Here is a 25,088-nt window from a genome sequence, read left to right on the forward strand (position 1 = left end):
GCATGGGTCTCCTTCTCACGTCCGTCCTGCAGGGTCCGGTCCCCCGCCAATGTACCGCCGTGGCGGCCGTGACCGGCGGCGCCGCCCTCAGGTGAGGTTGACGAGCACGACGTAGGTGAGGGTGCCGGCGCCCACGCTCAGCAGGGTGCGGCGCCCGCCGGTGAGGTGGACGGCGACGGTGACGGCGGCGGCCAGAGCGGCGTGGAGCAGGTGCCCGCCGGTGGCGGAGGAGCGGAAGGTGGCGGCCGCGAGCACGGCGAGGATGCCGGCGGGCATCCAGGCCGCCATCGTCGTGACGAGACGCGAGTCGCGCAGCGGCTCGAGGATCGCGAAGGGCACCGCGCGCAGCGCGAGGGTGATGACGAAGACGGTCGCGAGGACGGCGACGACGTAACCCGGCTCAACCACCCGACCCTCCTCTCGTGAGAGCGTACCGGCCGAGGAGGAGCCCCACGAGCAGGACGAGCCCGACGAGGAGGACGGAGTCGGGGGCGACGACGACGGCGCAGGTGAAGGCGAGCCCGGCGAGCAGCAGCGACGGGACCTCCCGGCGGCTGCGCGCCGCGTCGAGGGTGAGGGTGAGGAACAGGGCGCACAGGGCGAACTCCAGGCCCTGGACCGGTCCGGGCAGGAGGGAGGCGACCGCGACGCCGGTGAGGCCGCCGCCCACCCAGTAGGCCTGGAAGGACACCTGCATCGAGACCAGGCGCCACGCCGTCCAGCCGTGGGGGCGCACGGCGGTCATCGCGTAGGCCTCGTCGATGAGGGCGTAGACGGAGTAGGCGCGAGCCACCGGGTGGCGCACGGCGCGCAGGGGGAAGGAGAAGGCGTAGAAGACGTGCCGGAAGTTGACGACGAGGGTGGTGAGGGCGATCGCCGCGATCGAGGCTCCCCCGCTGATCATCCCGACGAGGAGGAGCTCGAGGGAGCCGGCGAAGACCGCGACGGACAGCGCCGGGGCGAGCCACCACGGCAGTCCGGCCTGGACGACGAGGAGGCCGAAGGCCACGCCGAGCGGGTAGAGGCCCAGCCCGGCGGCCAGGGAGGCCCGGACGCCCGCGCCGATCTCGGCGCGGCGTCCGGTGCCCTCGTGGGTGGTCGGTCGTGACACGGGAACCGAGGTCAGCCGACCACCAGGGCCGGGACGGCCTCCGGCGCGAGCGGGGTGCCGCGGTCGGCGGCGTCCCACGCGGCGACGCACAGTGCCCGCCAGCCGTCGAGGCTGACGCGTGCGCGGGTGCTGCCGCCCAGCCGCTGCGTGTCGGTCGGGCCGAGCGGGCCGGTGGGGTCGTCGAGGAGCTCGAGTGCGCCGTCGTGCACGCGCGCGAGGGCGGCACCGGAGCCCCACCAGCCGTCCTCGACCTCGACCGGCGACGGGTGCTGGACGAACAGCCCGCGCAGGTCGATGGCGAGGAGGGAGGGGCGCTGGTGCGCCGGGGCGAGGACGGTGTCGCGCGCGGTGGTCACGCCGGTGAGGACGAGGAGCCCGGGCATGCCGGCGGCTCGTGCGCCCTCGAGGTCGGTGTCGAGCCGGTCGCCGACGGCGATCGGCGTCGAGGCTCCGAGCCGGTCCGCGGCCTGGTGGTAGATCGCCGGGAGCGGCTTGCCGGACGCGAGGGGCTCGATGCCCGTCGCCTCGACGACGGCGCGCACGAGCGCACCGTTCCCGGGTGCCACTCCGCGCTCCTTGGGGATGGAGCCGTCGAGGTTCGTGGCCACGTGGCGAGCTCCGGCGCCGACGGCGTAGGCGGCCTCGGCGAGGTCACGCCATCCCAGGTCCGGCGCGAAGCCCTGGACGACGGCCGCCGGGGCGTCCGCGGCGCTCGTCACGAGCTCGAAGCCCGCGGCGCTCAACGCGGTACGCAGGCCCTTGCCGCCGACCGGGAGCACCCGGGCGCCGGGCTCGAGCTCGTCCTGCAGGAGGAGAGCCACCGACTGGGCGGAGGTGACGATCTCCTGCGGCTCGCAGGGGATGCCGAAGCCGGTGATCTGCGCGGCGATGTCCTCCGGTTCCCGGGAGGAGTTGTTCGTGACGTACAGCGGACGCAGGCCCCGCGCGGCGGCCGCCTGGATGGCGGCCGGCGCGTGGTTGACGGGCTCGTCGCCCAGGTAGACGACGCCATCGAGGTCGTACAGGGCGACGTCGTAGGTATCAGCGGGTACGGCAGAGCCGGTGAGAGTTGCCGTCACGGGCGCTCCTCCTCGGTGTCGGCGAACAGGTCGAGCTGGACCTGCTCGGGCTCGTCGGCATCGTCATCCTGCTCGAGCTCCGCGTCCGACTCGGGCTCGGGCTCAACAGCAGCTTCGGCCTCCGGCTCGGCCTCCGGCTCGACCTCCGGCTCGGGCTCAACCACGGCCTCAACCTCCGGCTCGGGCTCAACCGCGGCCTCGGCCTCGGGCTCAACCTCAACCTCGGGCTCCGGCTCGACCTCGGGCTCGACCTCCGGCTCCGGCTCCGGCTCCGGCTCGGCCTCAACCACGGCCTCGTCCTCAGTCTCGGGAGCAACCTCGGGCTCGATCTCAGCCTCAGCGGCTGCGTCCGTCTCGGTGCCGTCCTCGTCGTCCTCGGGCTCGGGCTGCGTCGCTACCGGGTGATCCGGCGCGTCGTCCTCGTCCTCGTCCCCGAGGAGGTCGACCACGACGAGCTCCTCGTCCTCGAGCTGCATCTCTCCCGCGGCCTCTCGGACAGCGGCAGCCTCCTCGTGGCGACCGAGCGTCTCGAGACGGTCGGCGCGCACCAGCTGGAGGCGACGCTTGGGCTCGGCGTCCTTGACCGCCGGGAGCAGTCGCTCCACGACGAGCAGGGCCGCCTCGTGCTCACCGAGGTCGGCGCGTGCGCCGCTCTCGACGAGAGTGAGCTCGACCGCCTCGGCGACGGGCAGCTTCCGGCCCTTGGCCTCGGCGATGACGCTGAGCGCCCGCTCCGGGCGGCCCAGGCCACGCTCGCAGTCCGCCTCGATCGCCGGGTGGGCGTCCATACCGCTCAGGCGGCGCACGGTGCGGACCTCACGCAGCGCCTCCGCGTACCGGCCGGTGGCGTAGGCGGTGAGCGCGAGAGCCTCGCGGACGACGTCGACGCGTCCGGCGCTGCGCACAGCCGTCCGGGCGTGCTCGTAGGCAAGCTCCGGCTCGGTGTCGACGAGCCTGCCGGCCATGATGAGGTGGGAGGCGACGTGGTCGGCGTTCGACTTCGTCAGCGTCCGCAGCCGGGCGCGCGCGGCGCGGTCCAGCATGTCGGGCGTGACGTCCTCATCGATGATCGGCTCCGGCTCGCGCTCGACGCGGCGCGGGTCGAGCTCACCGGGGCGGCTGGGGCGGCCACTTCGCGCATTGGCCGCTGCATCGCCACCCTCCTTGCTGAAGCGTCGGGGAGCGCGCGGGTCGTCGCGACGGTCGTCGCGACGCGGTCCGCCGCGACGGTCGTCGTCACCGCGGGGCCGAAAGCCCCGCTCCTCCCGGCCACGGGAGGGCTGCTCGCTCCCACGGTGCGGGCGGGAGCTCCACTCGCCACGGCGCTCGTCGGCGCTGCCAGGACGACGGTCCTCGCCCCGAGGGCCGGAGTCACGGGGACCACGGCGCTGGTCGCCGCCACGGCTGGCACCGAAGTCACGGCCGCCACGGTTATCGCCATCGCGGCGCGGACCGAAGTCACGACCACCACGGTTGTCACCATCGCGGCGCGGACCGAAGTCACGACCACCACGGTTGTCACCATCGCGGCGCGGACCGAAGTCACGACCACCACGGTTGTCACCATCGCGACGGGGACCGAAGTCACGACCGCCACGGTTGTTGTCAGCGCCACGGCTCGGACCGAAGTCACGGCCACCGCCACGGGTGTCGCCGCCACGGCTCGCACCGAAGTCGCGGCCACCACGGGGGTCGCCGCCACGGCTCGCACCGAAGTCGCGGCCACCACGGGGGTCGCCGCCACGGCTCGCACCGAAGTCACGACCGCCACGGTTCTCGCCATCACGACGGGGACCGAAGCTACGACGCTCATCCCCGCCACGGCTTGCACCGAAGTCACGGCCGCCACGGTTCTCGCCATCGCGGCGCGGACCGCCGGAGTCACGGCCACCACGGCTGTCACCATCACGGCGCGGACCGAAGTCTCGGCTACCGCCACGGGTGTCGCCGCCACGGCTCGCACCGAAGTCACGGCCACCACGGTTGTCACCATCACGACGGGGAGCGAAGTCACGGCCACCACGACGCTCATCGCCACCACGGCTCGCACCGAAGTCACGGCCACCACGGTTGTCACCATCGCGACGGAACTCGCCACCGCGGTCGTCACGCCGCGCGCCGAAGCCGCGGTCGTCAGCTGCGCGGCCGCGATCGCGGTCGGAGCCGGGGCGAGAGGACCTGGAGTCCCAGTCACCACGGGGACGACGGTCGTCGGCCCGGGGGCCGGTCCGTCGGTCGTCTCCCTCACGGCGGGGACCACGGTCGCTCGTGGGACGCGAGCCCCACTCGCCGCGAGGCTTGCGGTCGTCGCGCGGGCCGCTGCGGCGGTCGTCGGAGCCGCGGCTCGGGCCACTGTCACGGCTGTACGGCGCGCGCGCCGGGCGCGAGCCCCACTCACCGCGCGAACGCGCACCGCTGTCGGCGGAACCGGGCCGGCGGTCGCTCTCGCGACGAGGGCCGTCGTTGTCGCGGCGCGGCTGGTAGGGGCGCTCACGGTCGCCCGTGCGCCCACCCTCGTTCGAGGAGCGGGGCGTCCAGTCGCCGCGCGCACCGCGGTTCTCGCCCTCGCGGCGAGGGGCCGAGCTCCGCGGCCCGTCGTTCTTGCGGTACGGGCGCTGCTGCCCGCCGTCGCGGCGCGGTCCACCCTGGCCTGCACCGCGGGGGGCGCCGGCTGCGCCGCGCTGCCCCTTGTCGGGCCGCCCGGAGCGATCCTCGCCACGTGATGAGCTGTTCCTGTGGTCGTCCATCGATCTCTCTCTTCATCTGGGCGTACACCCGGGTAGAAACACGTAAGGGCCGCAACGCATCGTTGCGGCCCTTACGGGAATGGGTGTTCGGCGGTGTCCTACTCTCCCACGTAGTCTCCCACGCAGTACCATCGGCGCTGAGGGGCTTAGCTTCCGGGTTCGGAATGGGACCGGGCGTTTCCCCCTCGCTATGACCGCCGTAACTCTGTGGAGTTGTCCAGCCGCTCCACACACGCGTGGTGTGTGGGGTGGGTGGCTCCAGAACCGTACAGTGGACGCGTCAACAATTGATCTTTGTGTTGTGGTGAAGTTGTTGGCCAATTAGTACCGGTCAGCTCCACGGGTCTTTAGTCCCCGCTTCCACGTCCGGCCTATCAACCCAGTGTTCTGCTGGGGGCCTTCCCACCTCGAGGGTGGTGGAAACCTCATCTTGAAGCAGGCTTCCCGCTTAGATGCTTTCAGCGGTTATCCCTTCCGAACGTAGCCAACCAGCCGTGCTCCTGGCGGAACAACTGGCACACCAGAGGTTCGTCCGTCCCGGTCCTCTCGTACTAGGGACAGGCCTTCTCAAGTTTCCTGCGCGCGCAGCGGATAGGGACCGAACTGTCTCACGACGTTCTAAACCCAGCTCGCGTACCGCTTTAATGGGCGAACAGCCCAACCCTTGGGACCTACTCCAGCCCCAGGATGCGACGAGCCGACATCGAGGTGCCAAACCATGCCGTCGATATGGACTCTTGGGCAAGATCAGCCTGTTATCCCCGGGGTACCTTTTATCCGTTGAGCGACGGCGCTTCCACAAGCCACCGCCGGATCACTAGTTCCGACTTTCGTCCCTGCTCGACCTGTCAGTCTCACAGTCAAGCTCCCTTGTGCACTTACACTCGCCACCTGATTGCCAACCAGGCTGAGGGAACCTTTGAGCGCCTCCGTTACATTTTGGGAGGCAACCGCCCCAGTTAAACTACCCACCAGGCACTGTCCCTGATCCGGATTACGGACCGAGGTTAGATGTTCAGAACGACCAGAGTGGTATTTCAACGATGACTCCACAACCACTGGCGTGGCTGCTTCACAGTCTCCCACCTATCCTACACAAGCCGTCCCGAACACCAATACCAAGCTATAGTAAAGGTCCCGGGGTCTTTCCGTCCTGCTGCGCGTAACGAGCATCTTTACTCGTAATGCAATTTCGCCGAGTTCACGGTTGAGACAGCGGAGAAGTCGTTACGCCATTCGTGCAGGTCGGAACTTACCCGACAAGGAATTTCGCTACCTTAGGATGGTTATAGTTACCACCGCCGTTTACTGGGGCTTAAATTCTGAGCTTCGCCCAACCGAAGTTGAGCTGACCCGTCCTCTTAACCTTCCAGCACCGGGCAGGCGTCAGTCCGTATACATCGTCTTGCGACTTCGCACGGACCTGTGTTTTTAGTAAACAGTCGCTTCTCCCTGGTCTCTGCGGCCCTCAAAGGCTAGCCAGCAAGTGGCTTCACCCCTCAGGCCCCCCTTCTCCCGAAGTTACGGGGGCATTTTGCCGAGTTCCTTAACCATGATTATCTCGATCGCCTTGGTATACTCTACCTGACCACCTGAGTCGGTTTAGGGTACGGGCGGCTAACACCTCGCGTCGAGGCTTTTCTTGGCAGCATAGGATCACCCTGCTTCCCGCGTTCGCGGTCACCATCGGGTCTGAGGCTTGTGTGAGGCCCGGATTTGCCTGGACCTCGCCCTGCTCCCTTGGACGTGCATAGCCATTAAGCACGCGGAGGCTACCTGTCTGCGTCACCCCTGTTAATACGCTTACCTACTACCGGTTCGGGTTCCGCGCGCGGCCCACACGCACCCCGAAGGGTGACGAGTGGGCGTTGGGCGGTTAGCATCACCGGGCTCGGTATGGGCGGTGTTTCGCCGGTACGGGAATATCAACCCGTTGTCCATCGACTACGCCTGTCGGCCTCGCCTTAGGTCCCGACTTACCCAGGGCGGATTAACCTGGCCCTGGAACCCTTGGTCATTCGGCGGACGGGTTTCTCACCCGTCTTTCGCTACTCATGCCTGCATTCTCACTCGTGTGGGATCCACCACTGGGTCACCCCGCAGCTTCACCTCCCACACGACGCTCCCCTACCCATCAACACCCCTGAACACACTCCACGAGGGAGGCGCTGGGGACATGTGCTGATGCCACGGCTTCGGCGGTGTGCTTGAGCCCCGCTGAATTGTCGGCGCAGAATCACTTGACCAGTGAGCTATTACGCACTCTTTCAAGGGTGGCTGCTTCTAAGCCAACCTCCTGGTTGTCTGTGCAACTCCACATCCTTTCCCACTTAGCACACGCTTAGGGGCCTTAGCCGGTGGTCTGGGCTGTTTCCCTCTCGACTACGAAGCTTATCCCCCGCAGTCTCACTGCTGCGCTTACACTTACCGGCATTCGGAGTTTGGCTGACGTCAGTAACCTGTTGGGGCCCATCGGCCATCCAGTAGCTCTACCTCCGGCAAGAAACACGCAACGCTGCACCTAAATGCATTTCGGGGAGAACCAGCTATCACGAAGTTTGATTGGCCTTTCACCCCTACCCACAGGTCATCCCCTCAGTTTTCAACCTAAGTGGGTTCGGTCCTCCACGCGGTCTTACCCGCGCTTCAACCTGCCCATGGGTAGATCACTTCGCTTCGGGTCTAGAGCACGCGACTGAATCGCCCTATTCGGACTCGCTTTCGCTACGGCTTCCCCACACGGGTTAACCTCGCCACGTACCACTAACTCGCAGGCTCATTCTTCAAAAGGCACGCCGTCACCCCAGCTAAGGAGGCTCCGACGGGTTGTAAGCATCCGGTTTCAGGTACTATTTCACTCCCCTCCCGGGGTACTTTTCACCTTTCCCTCACGGTACTTGTCCGCTATCGGTCACTAGGTAGTATTTAGGCTTAGCAAGTGGTCTTGCCAGATTCACACGGGATTTCACGGGCCCCGTGCTACTCGGGATCCCCACCGGGAGGTGATGCCATTTCGTCTACAGGGGTCTCACCTACTGTGCCCGGCCTTCCCAGACCGTTCGACTATGACAACACTTTTTTACTCCCTACCCAGCCGGCAGGCTGAGTGAGCGGGTCCCACAACCCCGAAGGTGCAACGACTGCCGTCTTTAACACACCCCCGGTTTAGCCTCATCCGCTTTCGCTCGCCACTACTCACGGAATATCTCTTCCTGTGGGTACTGAGATGTTTCACTTCCCCACGTTCCCTCCACACGCCCTATACATTCAGGCGCGGGTAACTGGGCATGACCCCAGCTGGGTTTCCCCATTCGGACATCCTCGGATCACGGTTCGTTAGCCAACTCCCCGAGGCTTATCGCAGGCCACCACGTCCTTCTTCGGCTCCTAGTGCCAAGGCATCCACCGAATGCTCTTAAAAACTTGACCACAAAAGATCAAAGATGCTCGCGTCCACTGTACAGTTCTCAAGCAACCCACCGACCAACCCCGTCCCCCACACACTTCGGCGTGAGGACCGGCAGAAGGCGGCCACCAGAAGAAACACACCCAACCACACCCGCAAGCGGGGTGGCTGTGGCCTGTGTCCTCAGGACCCAACAGCATGCCAAGCCTCGATGTTCCACCCATGAGCAACCACCAGACACACATACGGTGTCTGCGTGGCCACCTGACACCACCGATGAACCCCGACGAAGCGGGCGATGATGTGGTGAGCTCCTTAGAAAGGAGGTGATCCAGCCGCACCTTCCGGTACGGCTACCTTGTTACGACTTCGTCCTAATCGCCAGTCCCACCTTCGACAGCTCCCTCCCACAAGGGGTTGGGCCACCGGCTTCGGGTGTTACCGACTTTCATGACGTGACGGGCGGTGTGTACAAGGCCCGAGAACGTATTCACCGCAGCGTTGCTGATCTGCGATTACTAGCGACTCCGACTTCATGGGGTCGAGTTGCAGACCCCAATCCGAACTGAGACCGGCTTTTTGGGATTCGCTCCACCTCGCGGTATCGCAGCCCTTTGTACCGGCCATTGTAGCATGCGTGAAGCCCAAGACATAAGGGGCATGATGATTTGACGTCATCCCCACCTTCCTCCGAGTTGACCCCGGCAGTCTCCTATGAGTCCCCACCATTACGTGCTGGCAACACAGGACAAGGGTTGCGCTCGTTGCGGGACTTAACCCAACATCTCACGACACGAGCTGACGACAACCATGCACCACCTGTACACCGACCTTACGGGGAGCACATCTCTGCACTTTTCCGGTGTATGTCAAGCCTTGGTAAGGTTCTTCGCGTTGCATCGAATTAATCCGCATGCTCCGCCGCTTGTGCGGGCCCCCGTCAATTCCTTTGAGTTTTAGCCTTGCGGCCGTACTCCCCAGGCGGGGCACTTAATGCGTTAGCTGCGGCACGGAACCCGTGGAATGGATCCCACACCTAGTGCCCAACGTTTACGGCATGGACTACCAGGGTATCTAATCCTGTTCGCTCCCCATGCTTTCGCTCCTCAGCGTCAGTAACGGCCCAGAGACCTGCCTTCGCCATCGGTGTTCCTCCTGATATCTGCGCATTCCACCGCTACACCAGGAATTCCAGTCTCCCCTACCGCACTCTAGTCTGCCCGTACCCACTGCAGGCGCAAGGTTAAGCCTTGCGTTTTCACAGCAGACGCGACAAACCGCCTACGAGCTCTTTACGCCCAATAATTCCGGACAACGCTTGCGCCCTACGTATTACCGCGGCTGCTGGCACGTAGTTAGCCGGCGCTTCTTCTGCAGGTACCGTCACCCGAAGGCTTCTTCCCTACTGAAAGAGGTTTACAACCCGAAGGCCGTCATCCCTCACGCGGCGTCGCTGCATCAGGCTTTCGCCCATTGTGCAATATTCCCCACTGCTGCCTCCCGTAGGAGTCTGGGCCGTGTCTCAGTCCCAGTGTGGCCGGTCACCCTCTCAGGCCGGCTACCCGTCGTCGCCTTGGTAGGCCATCACCCCACCAACAAGCTGATAGGCCGCGAGCCCATCCCCAACCGATAAATCTTTCCACACACACCCATGCAGGCACGTGTCATATCCGGTATTAGCCACGATTTCTCGAAGTTATCCCGAAGTCAGGGGCAGGTTACTCACGTGTTACTCACCCGTTCGCCACTAATCCGCCCAGCAAGCTGGGCTTCATCGTTCGACTTGCATGTGTTAAGCACGCCGCCAGCGTTCGTCCTGAGCCAGGATCAAACTCTCCGTAAATGTTTATCGCCACCCCCAAAGAGGTAACAACCATACGAAGAAACACCCACCACCCAAAAGGACGGCGAGCGATCCAGGCAAACACCCACCCGCAGAAAGGAAACCACGGACGAGCATCAACCAAACAAACTAACGACCCCAGACACCAACCAACCCATCCACCAGACGATGGACAAACCAGCCGACGCCAGGACCATATTGGCATCAAAAACTTGGCACACTGTTGAGTTCTCAAGAAACAGACACACACCGCCGAGACCCGAGTCATCTGACCCGAACCCCGGACCGGGGCAACCTCTTAAACTTACCTGATCGATTCCGGCCCGTCAACTTGCGTTTCCGTGGCCCTCGTCTCTCAGTTCCACATCCCGTGGGCGTGACACAGTCACTCGCTTCGGTGTGGACTCGCCATCCCCGGGACCGGCCGCCCAGCCTCTCGGCCTAGCGTCCGTGCCTCCCTGGGGGGCAACGAGGTGAAACATTACGGGGCCGGCGGGCCGCCGTCAAACGACCGGGCGCAGGCCCTGATCCGGCCCCGTTTACCGGGGCTGACCTGCGGTTTTGCCGCCGCGAGCGGCCATCGACACCGATCTGGAGCGGGAAACCAGCCCTGTGCGGTCGTTCACACGGCGTGCCGCCGGGCCAGGTGTCCCGCGCACCGCTATACGTGCGCGCCCGAGACGCGACGACGCCCGCCGGCCGAGAGGCAGGCGGGCGTCGTCGTGAGCACCGGGCGGTCAGGCGCCGGGAACCTCGGCGACCGCGAGGTTCCGTCGGCCCCGGCGCAGGAGCACGAACCGCCCCGCGAGCAGGTCCTCCGGCGCGAGCACGTGGTCCTCGTCGCTGAGCTTGACGTTGTTGAGGTAGGCACCGCCCTCGGCGATGGTCCGGCGCGCGGCGGACCGCCCGTTCGCCAGGCCGGTCGCCACGAGGAGGTCGACGAGGTTGGACTCCCCCACCACCGCCTCACCGCGCGGCAGCTCCGCAACTGCGTGCCCGAGCGTCTCAGGGTCCAGGTCCCGTAGCTCGCCCCTCCCGAACAGGGCGCTCGAGGCCCGCTCCACCCGCTCGGTCGCCTCGGCCCCGTGCACCAGGGTGGTGACGTCCTGCGCAAGGGCCCGCTGCCCCTGCCGCGCCTGCGGCCGCTCGGCCACCGCGGTGACGAGCTCGGCGATCTCCTCGCGGCTGCGGAAGGTGAAGATCTTGAGGAACCGCTCGACGTCGCCGTCGTCGGTGTTGAGCCAGAACTGGTAGAAGGCGTACGGGCTCATCATGTCCGGGGCGAGCCACACCGCCCCGCCCTCGCTCTTGCCGAACTTCGTGCCGTCGGCCTTGGTGATGAGCGGGGTCGTCATCGCCTGGACGCCGGTGGCGTCGGCCTTGCGGATGAGCTCGACCCCGGACAGCAGGTTGCCCCACTGGTCGTTGCCACCCGTCTGCAGGGTGCAGCCGTAGCGGCGGTGCAGCTCCCGGAAGTCCATGCCCTGGAGGATCTGGTAGCTGAACTCCGTGAAGGAGATGCCCTCGTCGCTGGCCAGCCGCCGGGCGACGGTGTCCTTGGCGAGCATCGTGCCCAGCCGGTAGTGCTTGCCGATCTCCCGGAGGAAGTCGATCGCGCTCAGCTCGCTCGTCCAGTCGAGGTTGTTGACCATCCGCGCGGCGTTCTCGCCCTCGAAGTCGAGGAACGGCTCGATCTGCCGGCGCAGGCGCTCGGTCCACTCGCCCACGACCTCGCGGTCGTTGAGCGTGCGCTCCCCCGACATGCGCGGGTCACCGATGAGCCCGGTCGCCCCGCCGACGAGCGCGATGGGCCGGTGGCCGGCGCGCTGGAGGTGACGCAGGAGGATGAGCTGGACGAGGTGCCCGTGGTGGAGGCTGGGCGCCGTCGGGTCGAAGCCGCAGTAGTAGGTGACCGGTCCCGCGGCGAGGGCGGCGCCGATGGCGTCGCGGTCGGTGGCCTGGGCGATGAGCCCGCGCCACTCCAGCTCCTCGAGGATGTCACTCACGTCTGCGTACCTTCCTGGTCGGTCGGGACCGGTCCGGCCCCGGGTCTAGTGTGCCCCGTCCGCCGTCCCGGCTCGTCCGCCGTCCGTGGGACGACGACGACGGCGCACCCCCGGCCGGTAGGTCGAGACGGTGGGGTCGCCGGGGAGCCAGAAGCGCCACGGGTAGGTCTCACCGTCACCACCCGGACCGGAGACGCCGACCCGCGGCCCGGTCGCCACCTCGGTCGCGACCGTGGCAGGTGCGACGAGCTCGGCCCTCCCGCCGGGCGTGAGGACCACGCCGTTGTCGTCGCGGGCCAGGCCCAGCGCCTGGGCCATGCGGGCCGGCCCGCGGGCGAGGTCGACGTCCTTCTTCGCGGCCGGGCGGCGCGAGCGCGCCAGCTCGACGCCGTCGACCACCTCCCCGGCCCGCAGCAGCACGGCGCTGGCGCGCCCGTCCTCCCCGCACACGACGTTGGCGCACCAGTGCATGCCGTAGGTGAAGTACACGTACAGCCGCCCGGGCGGGCCGAACATCACCTCGGTGCGCGGGGTGAGGCCCCGGTAGGCGTGGGAGCCCGGGTCGTTGCCGCCGTCGTAGGCCTCGACCTCGGTGAGCCGGACGGTCACCGCCCCTGCGTCGTCACGCACCGTGACGTGCGCGCCGAGCAGGAGCGGTGCCACGTCCAGCGATCCCCGGGTGAGGTCGAGCATCAGGCGCTCTCGTCGCCCGTCCACTCGCGCAGCTGCGCGAGTGCGGCACGCGCCGACTCGAGCTGCTCGGCGATCCGGTCCGGCGCGGTGCCCCCGCGCCCGTTGCGGGAGGCCACGGAGCCCTCGACGCTGAGCACCGCACGCACCTCGGGGGTGAGGTGCGGGGAGATCGCCGCGAGCTCGTCGTCGGTGAGGTCCCACAGCTCGGTGCCGGCGTTCTCGCAGGCCTGGACGCACGCGCCCGCGATCTCGTGCGCGTCGCGGAACGCGACGCCCTGCCGCACCAGCCACTCGGCGATGTCGGTGGCGAGCGAGAAGCCCTGCGGGGCGAGCTCGGCCATGCGGTCGGTGTTGAAGGTGAGCGTGGCGACCATGCCCGAGACGGCCGGGAGGAGCACCGAGAGGGTGTCGACGCCGTCGAACACGGGCTCCTTGTCCTCCTGGAGGTCCCGGTTGTAGGCGAGCGGCAGGCCCTTGAGCGTGGCGAGCAGACCGGTGAGGTTGCCGATGAGGCGCCCGGCCTTGCCGCGCGCGAGCTCGGCGACGTCGGGGTTCTTCTTCTGCGGCATGATCGAGGAGCCGGTGGAGAAGGCGTCGTCGAGGCGGACGAAGCCGAACTCCTTGGTGGCCCACACGATGACGTCCTCGCTGATCCGCGAGAGGTCCACGCCCACCATCGCGACGACGAAGGCGAACTCGGCGACGACGTCGCGCGAGGCGGTGCCGTCGATGGAGTTCTCCACCGAGTCGGTGAAGCCGAGGTCCGCCGCCACCGCCCGCGGGTCCAGCCCGAGGGACGAGCCGGCCAGCGCACCGGAGCCGTAGGGCGAGACCGCCGCGCGCCGGTCCCAGTCCACCCAGCGCTGGACGTCGCGCAGCAGCGGCCACGCGTGGGCGAGCAGGTGGTGGGCCAGCAGCACCGGCTGGGCGTGCTGGAGGTGGGTGCGTCCGGGCATGACCGCGCCCGGGTGTGCCGCCGCCTGGTCGACGAGCGCACCGACGACGTCGAGCACTCCCCCGGCCAGCAGACGTGCCTGCTCGCGCAGGAAGGAGCGCACGAGCGTGGCGATCTGGTCGTTGCGCGAGCGCCCGGCGCGGAGCTTGCCGCCCAGCGCGGGACCGGCCCGCTCGATGAGGCCGCGCTCGAGGGCGGTGTGAACGTCCTCGTCGTCGGGCTGGGGACCGAAGGCGCCGGAGACGACGTCGGCCTCGAGGCGGTCCAGCGCCTCGAGCATCCCGGTGAGCTCGGCGTCGTCGAGCAGGCCCGCCGCCGCCAGCGCCCGGGCGTGGGCCCGGGAGCCGGCGATGTCGTGGCGGGCCAGGCGCCAGTCGAACTGCGTCGAGCGGGACAGCTCGGTGAGGGCGTCGGCCGGCCCGCCGGCGAAGCGCCCGCCCCACAGGCTCAGCGGTGCCTCAGCCATTGCTCGTCTCCAGCGATCCGGAGCCGAGGTCCACGGCGTTGCCGAAGGCGGCGTCACGGGCGGCGGCGAGCTTGGCGGTAAGGCCGTAGATCTCGATGAAGCCCTTGGCGTTGGACTGGTCGAAGGTGTCGCCCGAGTCGTAGGTGGCGAGGTTGAAGTCGTACAGGCTCGTGTCGCTGCGGCGGCCGGTGACGACGGCGCGGCCCCCGTGGAGGAGTAGGCGGATCTCACCGGTGACGTAGCGCTGGGTGTCGTCGATGAAGGTGTCGAGGGAGCGCTTGAGCGGGGAGAACCACTGGCCGTCGTAGACGAGCTCGGTCCAGCGCTGGTCCACGCCCTTCTTGAAGCGGGCCTGCTCGCGCTCGACGGTGACGTTCTCGAGCTCCTGGTGGGCCGTGATGAGCGCGATCGCGCCGGGGGCCTCGTAGACCTCGCGGGACTTGATGCCGACGAGGCGGTCCTCGACGATGTCGATGCGGCCCACGCCCTGGGCGCCGGCGCGGCGGTTGAGCTCCTGGATCGCCTGCAGCGGGGTGACGGGCACGCCGTCGATGGCGACCGGGACGCCCTCCTTGAAGGTGATGACGACCTCGTCGGGCACCGGCGGGAAGGCCGGGTCGTCGGTGTAGCTGTAGACGTCCTTGGTGGGCGCGTTCCAGATGTCCTCGAGGAAGCCGGTCTCGATGGCCCGGCCCCAGACGTTCTGGTCGATGGAGAACGGGTTGTTCTTCGTCGTCTCGATCGGCAGGTTGTGCTTCTCGGCGTACCCGATGGCGACGTCGCGGGTGAGGGCGAGGTCGCGGACCGGCGCGAGGCACTTGAGGTCGGGCGCGAGGGAGGTGATGCCGACCTCGAAGCGGACCTGGTCGTTGCCCTTGCCGGTGCAGCCGTGGGCCACGGTCGTGGCGCCGAACTGGCGGGCGGCGCGGGCGAGGTGCTTGACGATGACCGGGCGCGAGAGCGCCGAGACCACGGGGTAGCGGTCCTGGTAGAGGGCGTTGGCCTTCAGCGCCGGCATGCAGTACTCGTCGGCGAACTCGTCACGGGCGTCGGCGACGTAGGCCTCGACGGCGCCGCAGTCGAGGGCGCGCTGGCGGATGACGTCGAGGTCCTCCCCGCCCTGGCCGACGTCGACGGCCACGGCGATGACCTCGGCGCCGGTCTGCTCGCCGATCCAGCCGATGGCCACCGAGGTGTCCAGCCCGCCGGAGTAGGCGAGCACCACCCGCTCCTTGCCGGAGGTCGGGGTGGTCGCGGGGGTGGTGCTGTCAGTCATGCGTGGTCTCTTTCCATGGATGGTGCGGGAGTACGGTCGGCCGCCGTGCGGGCCGGGCCAGGGGTGGTCGGGGCCGCGAGGGCGAGGAGGCGGTCGGCGAGCTCGGCGCCGTTCTCCTCGTCGCGGGCGATGACGAGGACGGTGTCGTCCCCGGCGATGGTGCCGAGGACACCGGGCAGGACCGCGGTGTCGACGGCGGAGGCGAGCAGCTGGGCGGCGCCGGCGGGGGTGCGGAGCACGACGAGTGCGCCGGCCCGGTCCGCCGAGACGAGGAGCTCGCCGCACCAGCGCGCCAGGCGCGCGGCGCTGTGCCCCTGCTCGGGGGCGACGGGCGGGGCCATCGCCCCGGCCGCGCCCTCCTGCGGCAGGGCGTAGACCTGCCGGCCGTCGGGCACGGTGATCTTCCCGGCGCGCAGCTCGACGAGGTCGCGCGAGAGCGTCGCCTGCGTCACCTGGACCCCGTGGGAGGCCAGCTGGGCGCTGAGCTCGCTCTGGGAGGAGATGCGCTCGTGGGTGAGCAGCCGCGCGATGAGGGCGTGGCGTGCCGGCCGGGTGACGGGCATGCTCACGGCGTCGCCCCGAGGAGGTGCACGAGGACGGCCTTCTGCGCGTGGCGGCGGTTCTCCGCCTCGTCCCAGATGACCGACCGCGGCCCGTCGACGACCTCCGCCGTCGCCTCCATCCCGCGGTAGACGGGCAGGCAGTGGAGGAAGACCGCGTCCTCACCGCGCGCCATGAGGCGCTCGTCGACCCGGTAGGGGACGAAGGGCGACTCGCGCTCCCCCGCCTCACCCTCCTGGCCCATCGACACCCACGTGTCGGTGGCGACGGCGGTGACGCCGTCGACGGCCTCGTCGGCGTCGGTCGTGACGAGCACGCTGCCGCCGGTCTCGGCCGCGATGGCGCGGGCGCGCTCGACGACCGCGGGGTCGGGCGCGTAGTCGGCCGGTGCGCCGATCCGCACGTCCATGCCGGCGGTGACGCCGCCGAGCAGGTAGGAATGGGCCATGTTGTTCGCGCCGTCGCCGAGGTAGGCGAGCGAGCGGCCGGCCAGGGCGGGACCGTCGCTCGCCAGGCCGCCGCGGTGCTCGGCGATCGTCTGGAGGTCGGCGAGGATCTGGCAGGGGTGGAACTCGTCGGTGAGGGCGTTGACGACGGGCACCGCGCTCACGGCGGCGGCCCGGTCGAGCCCGGCCTGGGCGAAGGTGCGCCACACGATGGCGGCGACCTGCCGGTCGAGGACGCGGACCGTGTCCTCCACCGACTCCCCGCGGCCCACCTGGGTGGACGCGGAGTCGAGGACGAGCGGGAAGCCGCCGAGCTCGTGGATCCCGACGGAGAAGGACACCCGGGTGCGGGTCGAGGCCTTGTCGAAGAGCACCGCCACCGAACGGCCCTCGAACGGGCGCGGGGCGACCGTGCCGGCCTTGAGCTCCAGCGCCAGCTGGAGGACGGAGCGCTGGGCGTCGACGGACAGGTCGTCGTCGCGCAGGAAATGGGCGGTCATGCGGCACCTCCGGCGGTGTCGAGGACGGCGGGCAGGTCGGCGAGGAAGCCGGCGGCCTGCTCGTGGCTGAGGACGAAGGGCGGGGCGAGGCGGACGGCGTCGGGCGCGACCGGGTTGACGATGTAGCCGGCCGCGAGGGCCGCCTGCGCCACCTGGGGCGCCACGGCCTCGGTGAGCATGATCGCCAGGAGCAGCCCCTCGCCGCGGACGCCCGCGACGAGCGGGTGCCCGAGCGCCGTGACGCCCTCGCTCAGCTGGCCGCCACGCTCGGTGACGGCGGTGAGCAGGCCGTCGCGCTCGATGACGTGCATGGTCGCCAGCGCGGCGGCGGAGGCGACCGGGTTCCCGCCGAAGGTGCTGCCGTGCTGGCCGGGGCCGAGCAGGGTGGCGGCGTGCTCCCCGAGGGCGACGACGGCGCCGATCGGCAGCCCACCCGCGAGCCCCTTGGCGAGGACGACGACGTCGGGCACGACCCCGCCGCCGACGTGGTCGTGGTGGTGGGCCATCCACCGCCCGGTGCGGCCCATCCCGGTCTGCACCTCGTCGAGGACGAGCAGCGCGCCGTGCCGGGACGTGAGCTCGCGGGCGGCGGCGAGGTAGCCCGGGGGCAGCGGACGCACGCCCGCCTCCCCCTGCAGCGGCTCGAGGACCAGGGCGGCGACGTCGTCGTCCATAGCGGCGGCCAGCGCGTCGACGTCACCGAAGGGCAGGTGCTCGACGCCGCCGGGCAGCGGCATGAACGGCTCGCGGTAGGCGGCCTTGTGGGTGAGGGCGAGGGCGCCCATGGTCCGGCCGTGGAAGGCGCCCTCGAGGGCGAGGATCCGCGGGCGGGTGCCCTCACCGTGGCGGCGTGCCAGCTTGAACGCGGCCTCCATCGCCTCTGTGCCGGAGTTGGCGAGGAACACGCGTGACCCGGCCGGCGCGCCACCGGGCGTGACGACCTCGAGCAGCCGCTCGGCGAGGTGGACCTGGGTGGGCGTGGCGAAGAAGTTGGACACGTGGCCCAGCGTCCCGAGCTGCGCGGACACCGCGGAGACGAGGGTGGGGTGGGCGTGGCCCAGGGAGTTGACGGCGATGCCGGCGAGGAGGTCGAGGTAGCGGCCGCCGTCGGCGTCCCACACCCACGCCCCCTCCCCGCGCACGAGGACGCGCTGGGGCGGGCCGAAGGTGTTCATCAGGGCGCCGGTGTAGCGCTCGGCCCACACCGCCGCCGGCTGCTGGGTCTCGGGGACGATGTCGCTCACGGTGCCTCCGGGTGGGTGGAGCTGCTGGCCCAGTCGGGCAGGACGAGGGTGCCCACGCCCTCGTCGGTGAAGATCTCCAGCAGCATCGAGTGCGGCTGACGGCCGTCGATGATGTGCGCCTGCGGCACCCCGCCGCGCACCGCGCGCAGGCAGGCCTCCATCTTGGGGACCATGCCGGACTCGAGGTCGGGGAGCATGACGCTGAGCTCGCTCGCTGCGATGCGCCGCACGATCGAGGAGCGGTCGGGCCAGGAGCGGTACAGGCCCTCGACGTCGGTGAGGACGAGGAGCTTGCGGGCCCCGAGCGCGACGGCGAGCGCCGCGGCGGCGGTGTCCGCGTTGACGTTGAGGACCTGGGAGGGGTCGGTGACGTCGGGGGCGATCGTCGAGATCACCGGGATTCGGCCGGCGGCGAGGAGGTCCTCGACGGCGGAGGGGTGGACCTCAACGACGTCGCCGACGAGGCCGACGTCGACCGGCTCGCCGTCGACGACGGCGGTGCGGCGCTCGGCGCGCAGCAGCCCGCCGTCCTCGCCGGAGATGCCGACGGCGTGGGCGGTGTCGACGTTGAGGAGGGAGACGAGGTCGCGCTGCACCTGGCCGGTGAGGACCATCCGGACGACGGCCATCGCCTCGGGGGTGGTGACGCGCAGCCCGCCGCGGAACTCCGAGGCGATCTGGAGGCGGTCGAGCATCGCGGAGATCTGCGGGCCACCGCCGTGGACGACGACCGGCTGCATGCCGACCTGGTGGAGGAAGAGGACGTCCGCGGCGAAGGCGCGCTGGAGGTTCTCGTCGACCATCGCGTTGCCGCCGTACTTGATGACGACGCGCGTGCCGGCGAAGCGGCGCAGCCAGGGCAGGGCCTGGAGGAGGACCTCGGCCTTCTGGTCCGGGCGCAGGCTGTCGGGGAGCTCGGTCATGTCGAGTAGGCGCTGTTCTCGTGGACGTAGTCGTGGGTGAGGTCGTTGGTCCACACGGTGACGGGCGGGGCGTCCCCGGCGTGGAGGGCGATCTCGACGTGCACCTCGCGGCTCGCCGCGAGGTCGACGAGCGAGCGGTCCTCCCCCACGCCCCCGGCCCGGCAGACCTGGACACCGTTGATGGTGACGTCGAGGAGCAGCGGGTCGTAGGGGGCGACGTCCTCGGGGACGGTGCCGGCGGCGGCGATGATGCGGCCCCAGTTGGGGTCGTTGCCGAACATCGCGGCCTTGAAGAGGTTGGAGCGGGTGACGGCGCGGGCGACGGCGAGCGCCGCCGTCTCGCTCGTCGCGCCGGTCACGGTGACGGCGACGTCGTGGCTGGCTCCCTCGGCGTCAGCGATGAGCTGGCGGGCCAGCTGCTGGGTGGCGGCGGTGAGCGCCTTCTGGAAGGCGGCAGGGTCCGGGCGGACGCCGCTGGCGCCGGAGGCGAGGAGGATGACGGTGTCGTTGGTGGACATCGCGCCGTCGGAGTCGACGCGGTCGAAGCTCAGCCGGGTGGCCTCGCGGAGCATGGCGTCGGCCTGGGCGGGGTTGAGCTCAGCGTCGGTGGTGAGGACGCAGAGCATCGTCGCGAGCGCGGGGGCGAGCATGCCGGCGCCCTTGGCCATGCCGCCCACCGACCAGCCCTCGCCCTGCACGTGGACGGTCTTGGCGACGGAGTCGGTCGTCATGATCGCCTCGGCGGCGTCGGCGCCCCCGTCCGCGGAGAGCGCTGCGGCCGCGGCGTCGATGCCGGCGGTGAGCGCGGGCATGTTCAGCCGCTCGCCGATGAGGCCGGTGGAGCAGACGACCACGTCACCGCTGGAGACGTCGAGCCGCTCGGCGACGTGCTCGGCGGTCGCGTGGGTGTCGGCGAAGCCGTCCGGGCCGGTGCACGCGTTGGCGCCACCGGAGTTGAGGACGACGGCGCGGGCGATCCCGTCGCCGACGGCGGTGCGCGACCACACGACCGGGGCCGCGACGACACGGTTGGTCGTGAAGACGGCGGCGGCGACGGCGGAGGGGCCGTCGTTGACGACGAGCGCGACGTCCTTGCCGCCGGAGCTCTTGAGGCCGGCGGGGACGCCGGCGGCCCGGAAGCCCTGGGGGGCGGTGACGCTCACGGGGCGACTCCCACGGTGGTCAGGCCCAGCTGCTCGGGCAGCCCGAGCGCGAGGTTCATGGACTGGACGGCGGCACCGGCGGTGCCCTTGACGAGGTTGTCGATCGCACAGACGGCGACGACGCGGCCGGCGCGCTCGTCGACGGTCACCTGCACGTGGGCGGTGTTCGCGCCGAGGGTGGCCGCGGTGGTGGGCCACTGCCCCTCGGGCAGGAGGCGGACGAAGGTCTCCCCCGCGTAGGCGTCCTCCCACGCGGCCCGGACCTGCGCCGTCGTCGTGCCCGGCGTGAGCGGGGCGGTGACGGTGGCGAGGATGCCGCGCGCCATCGGCACGAGGGTGGGGGTGAAGGAGAGGCGGATGTCCGCCGCGCCGGCGCGGCGCAGGTTCTGCTCGATCTCGGGCACGTGCCGGTGGCCGCCGCCCACGGCGTACGGCATGGCGGTGCCCATCCCCTCGGAGGCGAGCAGGTGCGGCTTGAGGGACTTACCTGCCCCCGAGTACCCGTTCGCGAGGACGGCGACGACGTCGCCCGGGTCGACGACGCCGGCGCTGACGCCGGGCTGGAGAGCGAGGGTGACGGCGGTGACGTTGCAGCCGGGCACGGCCACGGTGCGGGCCTCGCGCAGGATCTGGCGCTGCGCGGACGCGGTGCCGCTCTCCCCCGCGTGCCGCAGCTCGGGCATGCCGTAGGGCCAGGCGCCGGCGAAGGTGCCGCCGTAGAACTGGTCCCAGTCCGCGACGTGCTCGAGGCGGTGGTCGGCACCGCAGTCGAGGAGCAGCGGCGTGGGCCCGTCGAGCGCGGCGAGCGCGTCGGTCAGCTCACCGGAGGCGCCGTGCGGCAGCGCGAGGACGACGACGTCGTGCCCGGCCAGGCGCGTGGGGTCGGTGGGCTCGATGAGGCGGTCGGCGAGCGGCAGGAGGTGGGGCTGGTGCTGCCCGAGGAGGTCGCCGGCGCTGGCGTTCGCGGTGAGCGCGCCAATCTCGACCTCGGGGTGGGCGAGGAGCAGGCGCAGGACCTCGCCCCCGGCATACCCGCTGGCCCCGGCCACGGCTACAGATACAGTCACCCGCATAACTATACACACGGGTGAATGAGGCGCCACATGGCCGCCCCGGCGCGCCCGGCGGCCGGACCGAGACTCAGCGAGGCTTGCCATCTCTCAGCCGTCGAAGCGAAATGCTCGCAGAGAGCCAGCGCCGTGGTCTCGGGTCTCCTGATAGCCGCGACCCCCGGCTCTGGCTCCTAGAACGTCGGGGTGTCCGCGAAGTGCTGCTGGCGGCGGCGCACGCGGGTCACCCGGCCCCCGGGGTGACGGCGGTACATGTGGCCGCTGGGGGTTACCCACTCGTAGGCGCCGTTGCCCAGGCGGCGGAGCTGGAACTGGCCGCTGGTCTTGAGGATGTGGTCGTGGGTGCAGAGGTCCTCCAGGCCGAGCATGGAGGTGGTTCCTCCGGCGTTCCACGGGACGATGTGGTCCAGCTGGCAGCCGCGAGCGGAGTGGGTGCAGCCGGCGCGGACGCAGGTGCCGTCCCGTAGCCGGATGAGCTCGGCGAGCTCGGCGGGTGGCCGGTAGCGGGTGCGTCCGTGGTCCAGGACGGTGCCGCTGAGCGGGTCGGTGACGATCCGGCGCCACGTCCCGCCCAGCGCCACGGCCCGGGCGACGGCGGGAGAGATGGGCCCGTAGCCCTCGAGCGTGGCGACCTCGGCGGGCTCCCGGTCGAGGAGGGCGAGCATGGCGTCCTCGTCGGGCAGTGGGGCGAGCTCCGCCCCGGTGCCATCGGCCAGCTTCGTCGCCGGCAGGCCGAGCTGTCTGGCGATGTCGGGCGGGAGCAGGACCGAGAGCGGCACGAGGACGCGGATCTGGGCGCGCTGCCCGCCGATGTGGCCGACGGGCATGTGCCAGCGGCGGGGACGGTGCCCGGACCGTCGGGGGGCGGATCGCCGTCGGGAGGCGGGGGCGGGTCTGGTGGCACCTCGGGAGCGGCCGACCCGACTGTGGGCGCACCTGTCCCCTCTGACCGCTGATCGGGTGGGTCGGCGCCAGCCGGATCGGCCTCCGGAACGGGAATCTCGGCGACCGGGGCTGCAAGTAAGTCAGGCTCCCCCTGCTCGCCATGCGGGTCCGACGCCACCTGTTGGTCGACAGCGTCCGGCTCCTGCGGTGCAGGTCCCTCAGGCGCCTGCGCCGCTCCACCGTCGGCATCGTGCACCGTTCCGGTATCGGGCTCGTCACCCGCCGGATAATCGGGACGTGGCTGGTCGGCACCCACCACTGATCCTGGTGGCAGTCCGACGTACCCGAGCTCGAGTGCGGTGTGGCCCATGAGGGAGAGGATGTCTGCGCGGAGCTGGTCGAGGGTGCGGTCATCGCCGCCGGCCTGTGCGGAGCGGGCGGCGGCTTCGAGGGCGAGGTCGATGGCGGCGGCGTCGGTGGCCGGCAGGACGGCGCGGATGCAGGCCATGCCGTCGGGCAGCGGGCGGGGGTGCTCGACCCGTCGCTTGGCGCGGGCCTTGGCGTGGAAGAGGTCGGCGTCGTCGTGGCTGACGGCGATGACGGCCTTCTTGATGGCCTCGACGAGCTGGCTGTGGGTCTGGGTCCCGGCGTCGTCGATGACGCAGTCCTGGACCAGGACGGCGATCTCGACCGGGTAGTCCTCGAGCATCGACACGATCGTCGTGGCCTTGCGGGCGTCGAGGTGTCCCACGGCCAGCGCCTGACCGGTGAGGGCGAAGACGTCCTCGAAGGCGCGGGCGTTGCTCACGATCCGCTGCGCGGCAAAGCGGCTCAGCCCCAGGCGCGGAGCGAGCTCGTCGGCGGCCATGTTCCCGCCCCTCACGTGCGAGGGCAGGGCGCCGCTGCCGGTCATGAGCGGGCGCCGGGAGAGCTCACCGGCCACCCGGGTGAGCTTGGCGGTGGCCCACGCGGCGATGCGCTGGTAGCCGGCGGCCATCTCCACGAGGTAGTACTCGTCGACCTCGCGGGGGTCGATGTCCTCCAGCTCCGAAAGGAGCTGACCGTCGGGGGCCATGCCCGCCAGGGCCTCGGCCGACACCGGCTGGACCGACTCGACGCTCGGCTGCTCGGTGGTGACCATCGACGGCGGCGGCGTGTCCCCGCCGCCGACGAACACGTCGGCGGCGTCCTCCTCGCGCTCCCACAGCTCCTCGAGCCGGTCCCGGCGCTGATCACCGACCGGCTCGCGGGTGCTCGGGTCCTCCAGCCAGGCAGCGTGCGGGTCGAAGTCATCGATGGTGCTCACCGACCCCACCCCCTCTGCGGGCTTTCGACTGCTCTGCCGTCCTGCTCCAAGGCTATGACCGACCACCGACATTCGAGCCCGGGCCGTGTCCGCACTGGTCAGGCCAGGTCCAATCTCCTCAGGCCGCAGAAGTCCACCGCGGCGGCGATGCTGAGCGCGATCCACACGGCCGTCATCGCACTGGTCCTCACCAAGGCTTCCCAATCCGACGACGACGGCGGGAGCGGCATGCGAGGGGGCGCGTCAGCGCCCAAAGGCTTGATAAGTCCCGGTACGTGCCGATCGGTGTGTAGACGCACGCAGAACGCAGGAGATCGCCTATCGGGTCGGCCGCCGGCCGTCCCCCGCAAGCTATGCACCATCAGCAACAGGAAGTGAGTCGGTCATGGACGTTGAGTCGAACACCGGGACATACCTCGGAGCAGGCATCGTCGCCGAGGTAGTCGGAGGCGCAATCTGGCTCAGCAGCATTGGTTCTTACGACAGCGACGGGGCGACGCTCATCGGAGGCATCCTCACGCTCGTCGGGCTCGGCCTGATCGTCACCGGCATCACTAAGATCGCGAAGAACTTCGAGGTCAACGCCATCGCTGCCGTGTCGACCGAGGACCACCTGCGAGTCATGCGGGACATTGCGATCCGCGAGGAGTCCGCCCGCGTCAACCCCGTGGAGGGCTGACAGGGCCGGGGCTCAGGCCTCCCCGCGGGCCATCGGTTGGCGGGACACATCACCGCTCCGAGCCGCATACGCCGCGGTTACCTAGGCGCAGAGCGGTCAGGGAGCGGATAGCGCCAAGTCATTTCGTCAGCCGACTCGTCATCGGTGTCACGCCATCGCACCGTGATCGTGGTGTCCGACGTAGCCAAGACGACAGCTGCCATGAAGGTGATGACCTCACCTGGCTGAACCTCAGGACCGCCTTTGATGTGGTCGGGCCCTATGAGTGATTCGTGTCCGGTGACAGACACCGCGTACGCGGGAGCACCGCCGGTGTTTTCGAGCACGTACGTGTCCCCAGCGTGGAGTCGGAGTTGCCACCGAACGGCGCGCTCCTGAGCCAATATCGCCGGAGCGTGAAGGCCCTTCGCTGCCAAGGTCTCCAATGCGTCGACGACTCGGGCAGTCTGGTCGATCTGTAAGCGTGCAGCGGCTTCGGACCGTTGCGCGGTGGCCCGATTGTGAGCTTCCGCCTCCCTCGCCACGCGCTCTTGTAGGCGCTGACCTCGAATAGCGATGACGTTCGAGACGATGACTCCGCCGAGTGCGACCAGCACGCCGGCGCTGGTAGCAAGCGCCGCAATCTCCTGAGGCTCCATCTCAGGAGTTTGCCAGCCCGGTGTGACAGTCGGCTCCTAGTCGACGCGGAGCTGTGCCGCTGTCGCGCAGGGGGCGCCGTCGCCCACCCCG

18 protein-coding genes, 3 rRNA genes and 1 pseudogene are annotated in these 25,088 nt (G+C 69.7%); 2 read left to right on the plus strand and 20 right to left on the minus strand.

What is annotated here, in order from left to right:
- Window positions 1-87: 87 nt before the first annotated feature.
- The 4 genes from ACWPXV_RS07675 to ACWPXV_RS07690 are packed head-to-tail and all read right to left on the minus strand — an operon-like array spanning window position 88 to window position 3,233.
- Complete coding sequence (locus tag ACWPXV_RS07675; RefSeq protein ID WP_454084693.1) at window positions 88-408, minus strand: AzlD domain-containing protein; 321 nt, start codon at window positions 406-408, stop codon at window positions 88-90.
- Window positions 401-1,111, minus strand: coding sequence for an AzlC family ABC transporter permease (locus ACWPXV_RS07680; RefSeq protein ID WP_454084694.1), 711 nt, complete (start codon window positions 1,109-1,111; stop codon window positions 401-403). The genes ACWPXV_RS07675 and ACWPXV_RS07680 overlap by 8 nt, the downstream gene beginning before the upstream one ends.
- Before the next feature lie 11 nt (window positions 1,112-1,122).
- A complete protein-coding gene (locus ACWPXV_RS07685) occupies window positions 1,123-2,190 on the minus strand; it encodes an HAD-IIA family hydrolase (protein ID WP_454084695.1) in 1,068 nt (355 codons plus the stop codon).
- The gene (locus ACWPXV_RS07690) at window positions 2,187-3,233 is read right to left on the minus strand and encodes a hypothetical protein (protein ID WP_454084696.1); all 1,047 of its coding nucleotides are present in this window, start codon (window positions 3,231-3,233) and stop codon (window positions 2,187-2,189) included. The genes ACWPXV_RS07685 and ACWPXV_RS07690 overlap by 4 nt, the downstream gene beginning before the upstream one ends.
- Here ACWPXV_RS07690 and ACWPXV_RS07695 point away from each other — a divergent pair.
- Window positions 3,174-4,913: a hypothetical protein gene (locus ACWPXV_RS07695; RefSeq protein ID WP_454084697.1), complete on the plus strand. Its 1,740-nt coding sequence runs from the start codon at window positions 3,174-3,176 to the stop codon at window positions 4,911-4,913. The genes ACWPXV_RS07690 and ACWPXV_RS07695 overlap by 60 nt on opposite strands.
- A gap of 109 nt (window positions 4,914-5,022) precedes the next feature.
- On the opposite strand, the gene rrf is transcribed toward ACWPXV_RS07695, so the two are convergent.
- From rrf to ACWPXV_RS07770, 15 genes and pseudogenes are all read right to left on the minus strand, one after another.
- Window positions 5,023-5,139, minus strand: a 5S ribosomal RNA gene (rrf, locus tag ACWPXV_RS07700).
- A gap of 99 nt (window positions 5,140-5,238) precedes the next feature.
- A 23S ribosomal RNA gene (locus ACWPXV_RS07705) occupies window positions 5,239-8,366 on the minus strand.
- 296 nt (window positions 8,367-8,662) lie between these two features.
- Window positions 8,663-10,186, minus strand: a 16S ribosomal RNA gene (locus ACWPXV_RS07710).
- Together the 16S, 23S and 5S rRNA genes form the textbook arrangement of a ribosomal RNA operon.
- A gap of 737 nt (window positions 10,187-10,923) precedes the next feature.
- On the minus strand, window positions 10,924-12,192 hold the full coding sequence (gene tyrS, locus ACWPXV_RS07715) for a tyrosine--tRNA ligase (RefSeq protein ID WP_454084698.1): 1,269 nt from the start codon (window positions 12,190-12,192) through the stop codon (window positions 10,924-10,926).
- 45 nt (window positions 12,193-12,237) lie between these two features.
- Complete coding sequence (locus ACWPXV_RS07720) at window positions 12,238-12,885, minus strand: DNA-3-methyladenine glycosylase (RefSeq protein WP_454084699.1); 648 nt, start codon at window positions 12,883-12,885, stop codon at window positions 12,238-12,240.
- On the minus strand, window positions 12,885-14,306 hold the full coding sequence (gene argH / locus ACWPXV_RS07725; protein ID WP_454084700.1) for an argininosuccinate lyase: 1,422 nt from the start codon (window positions 14,304-14,306) through the stop codon (window positions 12,885-12,887). The genes ACWPXV_RS07720 and argH overlap by 1 nt, the downstream gene beginning before the upstream one ends.
- Entirely contained in the window at window positions 14,299-15,582 is a 1,284-nt protein-coding gene (locus ACWPXV_RS07730; RefSeq protein ID WP_454084701.1) for an argininosuccinate synthase, read from the minus strand. The genes argH and ACWPXV_RS07730 overlap by 8 nt, the downstream gene beginning before the upstream one ends.
- Window positions 15,579-16,145 carry an arginine repressor gene (argR, locus tag ACWPXV_RS07735; RefSeq protein ID WP_454084818.1) on the minus strand — a complete coding sequence of 189 codons (567 nt, stop codon included), beginning with the start codon at window positions 16,143-16,145 and terminating at the stop codon, window positions 15,579-15,581. The genes ACWPXV_RS07730 and argR overlap by 4 nt, the downstream gene beginning before the upstream one ends.
- 2 nt (window positions 16,146-16,147) lie before the next feature.
- Window positions 16,148-17,089, minus strand: coding sequence for an ornithine carbamoyltransferase (argF, locus tag ACWPXV_RS07740; protein WP_454084702.1), 942 nt, complete (start codon window positions 17,087-17,089; stop codon window positions 16,148-16,150).
- A complete protein-coding gene (locus tag ACWPXV_RS07745) occupies window positions 17,086-18,333 on the minus strand; it encodes an acetylornithine transaminase (protein WP_454084703.1) in 1,248 nt (415 codons plus the stop codon). The genes argF and ACWPXV_RS07745 overlap by 4 nt, the downstream gene beginning before the upstream one ends.
- Window positions 18,330-19,256 carry an acetylglutamate kinase gene (gene argB / locus ACWPXV_RS07750; RefSeq protein ID WP_454084704.1) on the minus strand — a complete coding sequence of 309 codons (927 nt, stop codon included), beginning with the start codon at window positions 19,254-19,256 and terminating at the stop codon, window positions 18,330-18,332. Before argB ends, ACWPXV_RS07745 begins: the two co-directional genes overlap by 4 nt.
- Window positions 19,253-20,419: a bifunctional glutamate N-acetyltransferase/amino-acid acetyltransferase ArgJ gene (argJ, locus tag ACWPXV_RS07755; RefSeq protein WP_454084705.1), complete on the minus strand. Its 1,167-nt coding sequence runs from the start codon at window positions 20,417-20,419 to the stop codon at window positions 19,253-19,255. Before argJ ends, argB begins: the two co-directional genes overlap by 4 nt.
- Complete coding sequence (gene argC, locus ACWPXV_RS07760) at window positions 20,416-21,492, minus strand: N-acetyl-gamma-glutamyl-phosphate reductase (protein ID WP_454084706.1); 1,077 nt, start codon at window positions 21,490-21,492, stop codon at window positions 20,416-20,418. Before argC ends, argJ begins: the two co-directional genes overlap by 4 nt.
- Before the next feature lie 170 nt (window positions 21,493-21,662).
- Complete coding sequence (locus tag ACWPXV_RS07765) at window positions 21,663-22,316, minus strand: HNH endonuclease signature motif containing protein (RefSeq protein WP_454084707.1); 654 nt, start codon at window positions 22,314-22,316, stop codon at window positions 21,663-21,665.
- A 440-nt stretch (window positions 22,317-22,756) separates the two neighbouring features.
- Window positions 22,757-23,752: pseudogene (locus ACWPXV_RS07770) on the minus strand (DUF222 domain-containing protein); the annotation flags it as partial.
- Window positions 23,753-24,065: 313 nt separating this feature from the next.
- On the opposite strand from ACWPXV_RS07770, the gene ACWPXV_RS07775 reads away from it, so the two are divergent.
- Window positions 24,066-24,359, plus strand: a complete 294-nt coding sequence (locus ACWPXV_RS07775) for a hypothetical protein (protein WP_454084708.1) — start codon at window positions 24,066-24,068, stop codon at window positions 24,357-24,359.
- A gap of 77 nt (window positions 24,360-24,436) precedes the next feature.
- On the opposite strand, the gene ACWPXV_RS07780 is transcribed toward ACWPXV_RS07775, so the two are convergent.
- Window positions 24,437-24,997, minus strand: coding sequence for a hypothetical protein (locus ACWPXV_RS07780; protein ID WP_454084709.1), 561 nt, complete (start codon window positions 24,995-24,997; stop codon window positions 24,437-24,439).
- Window positions 24,998-25,088: the final 91 nt, after the last annotated feature.

Source organism: Georgenia sp. Marseille-Q6866 (assembly GCF_965111665.1).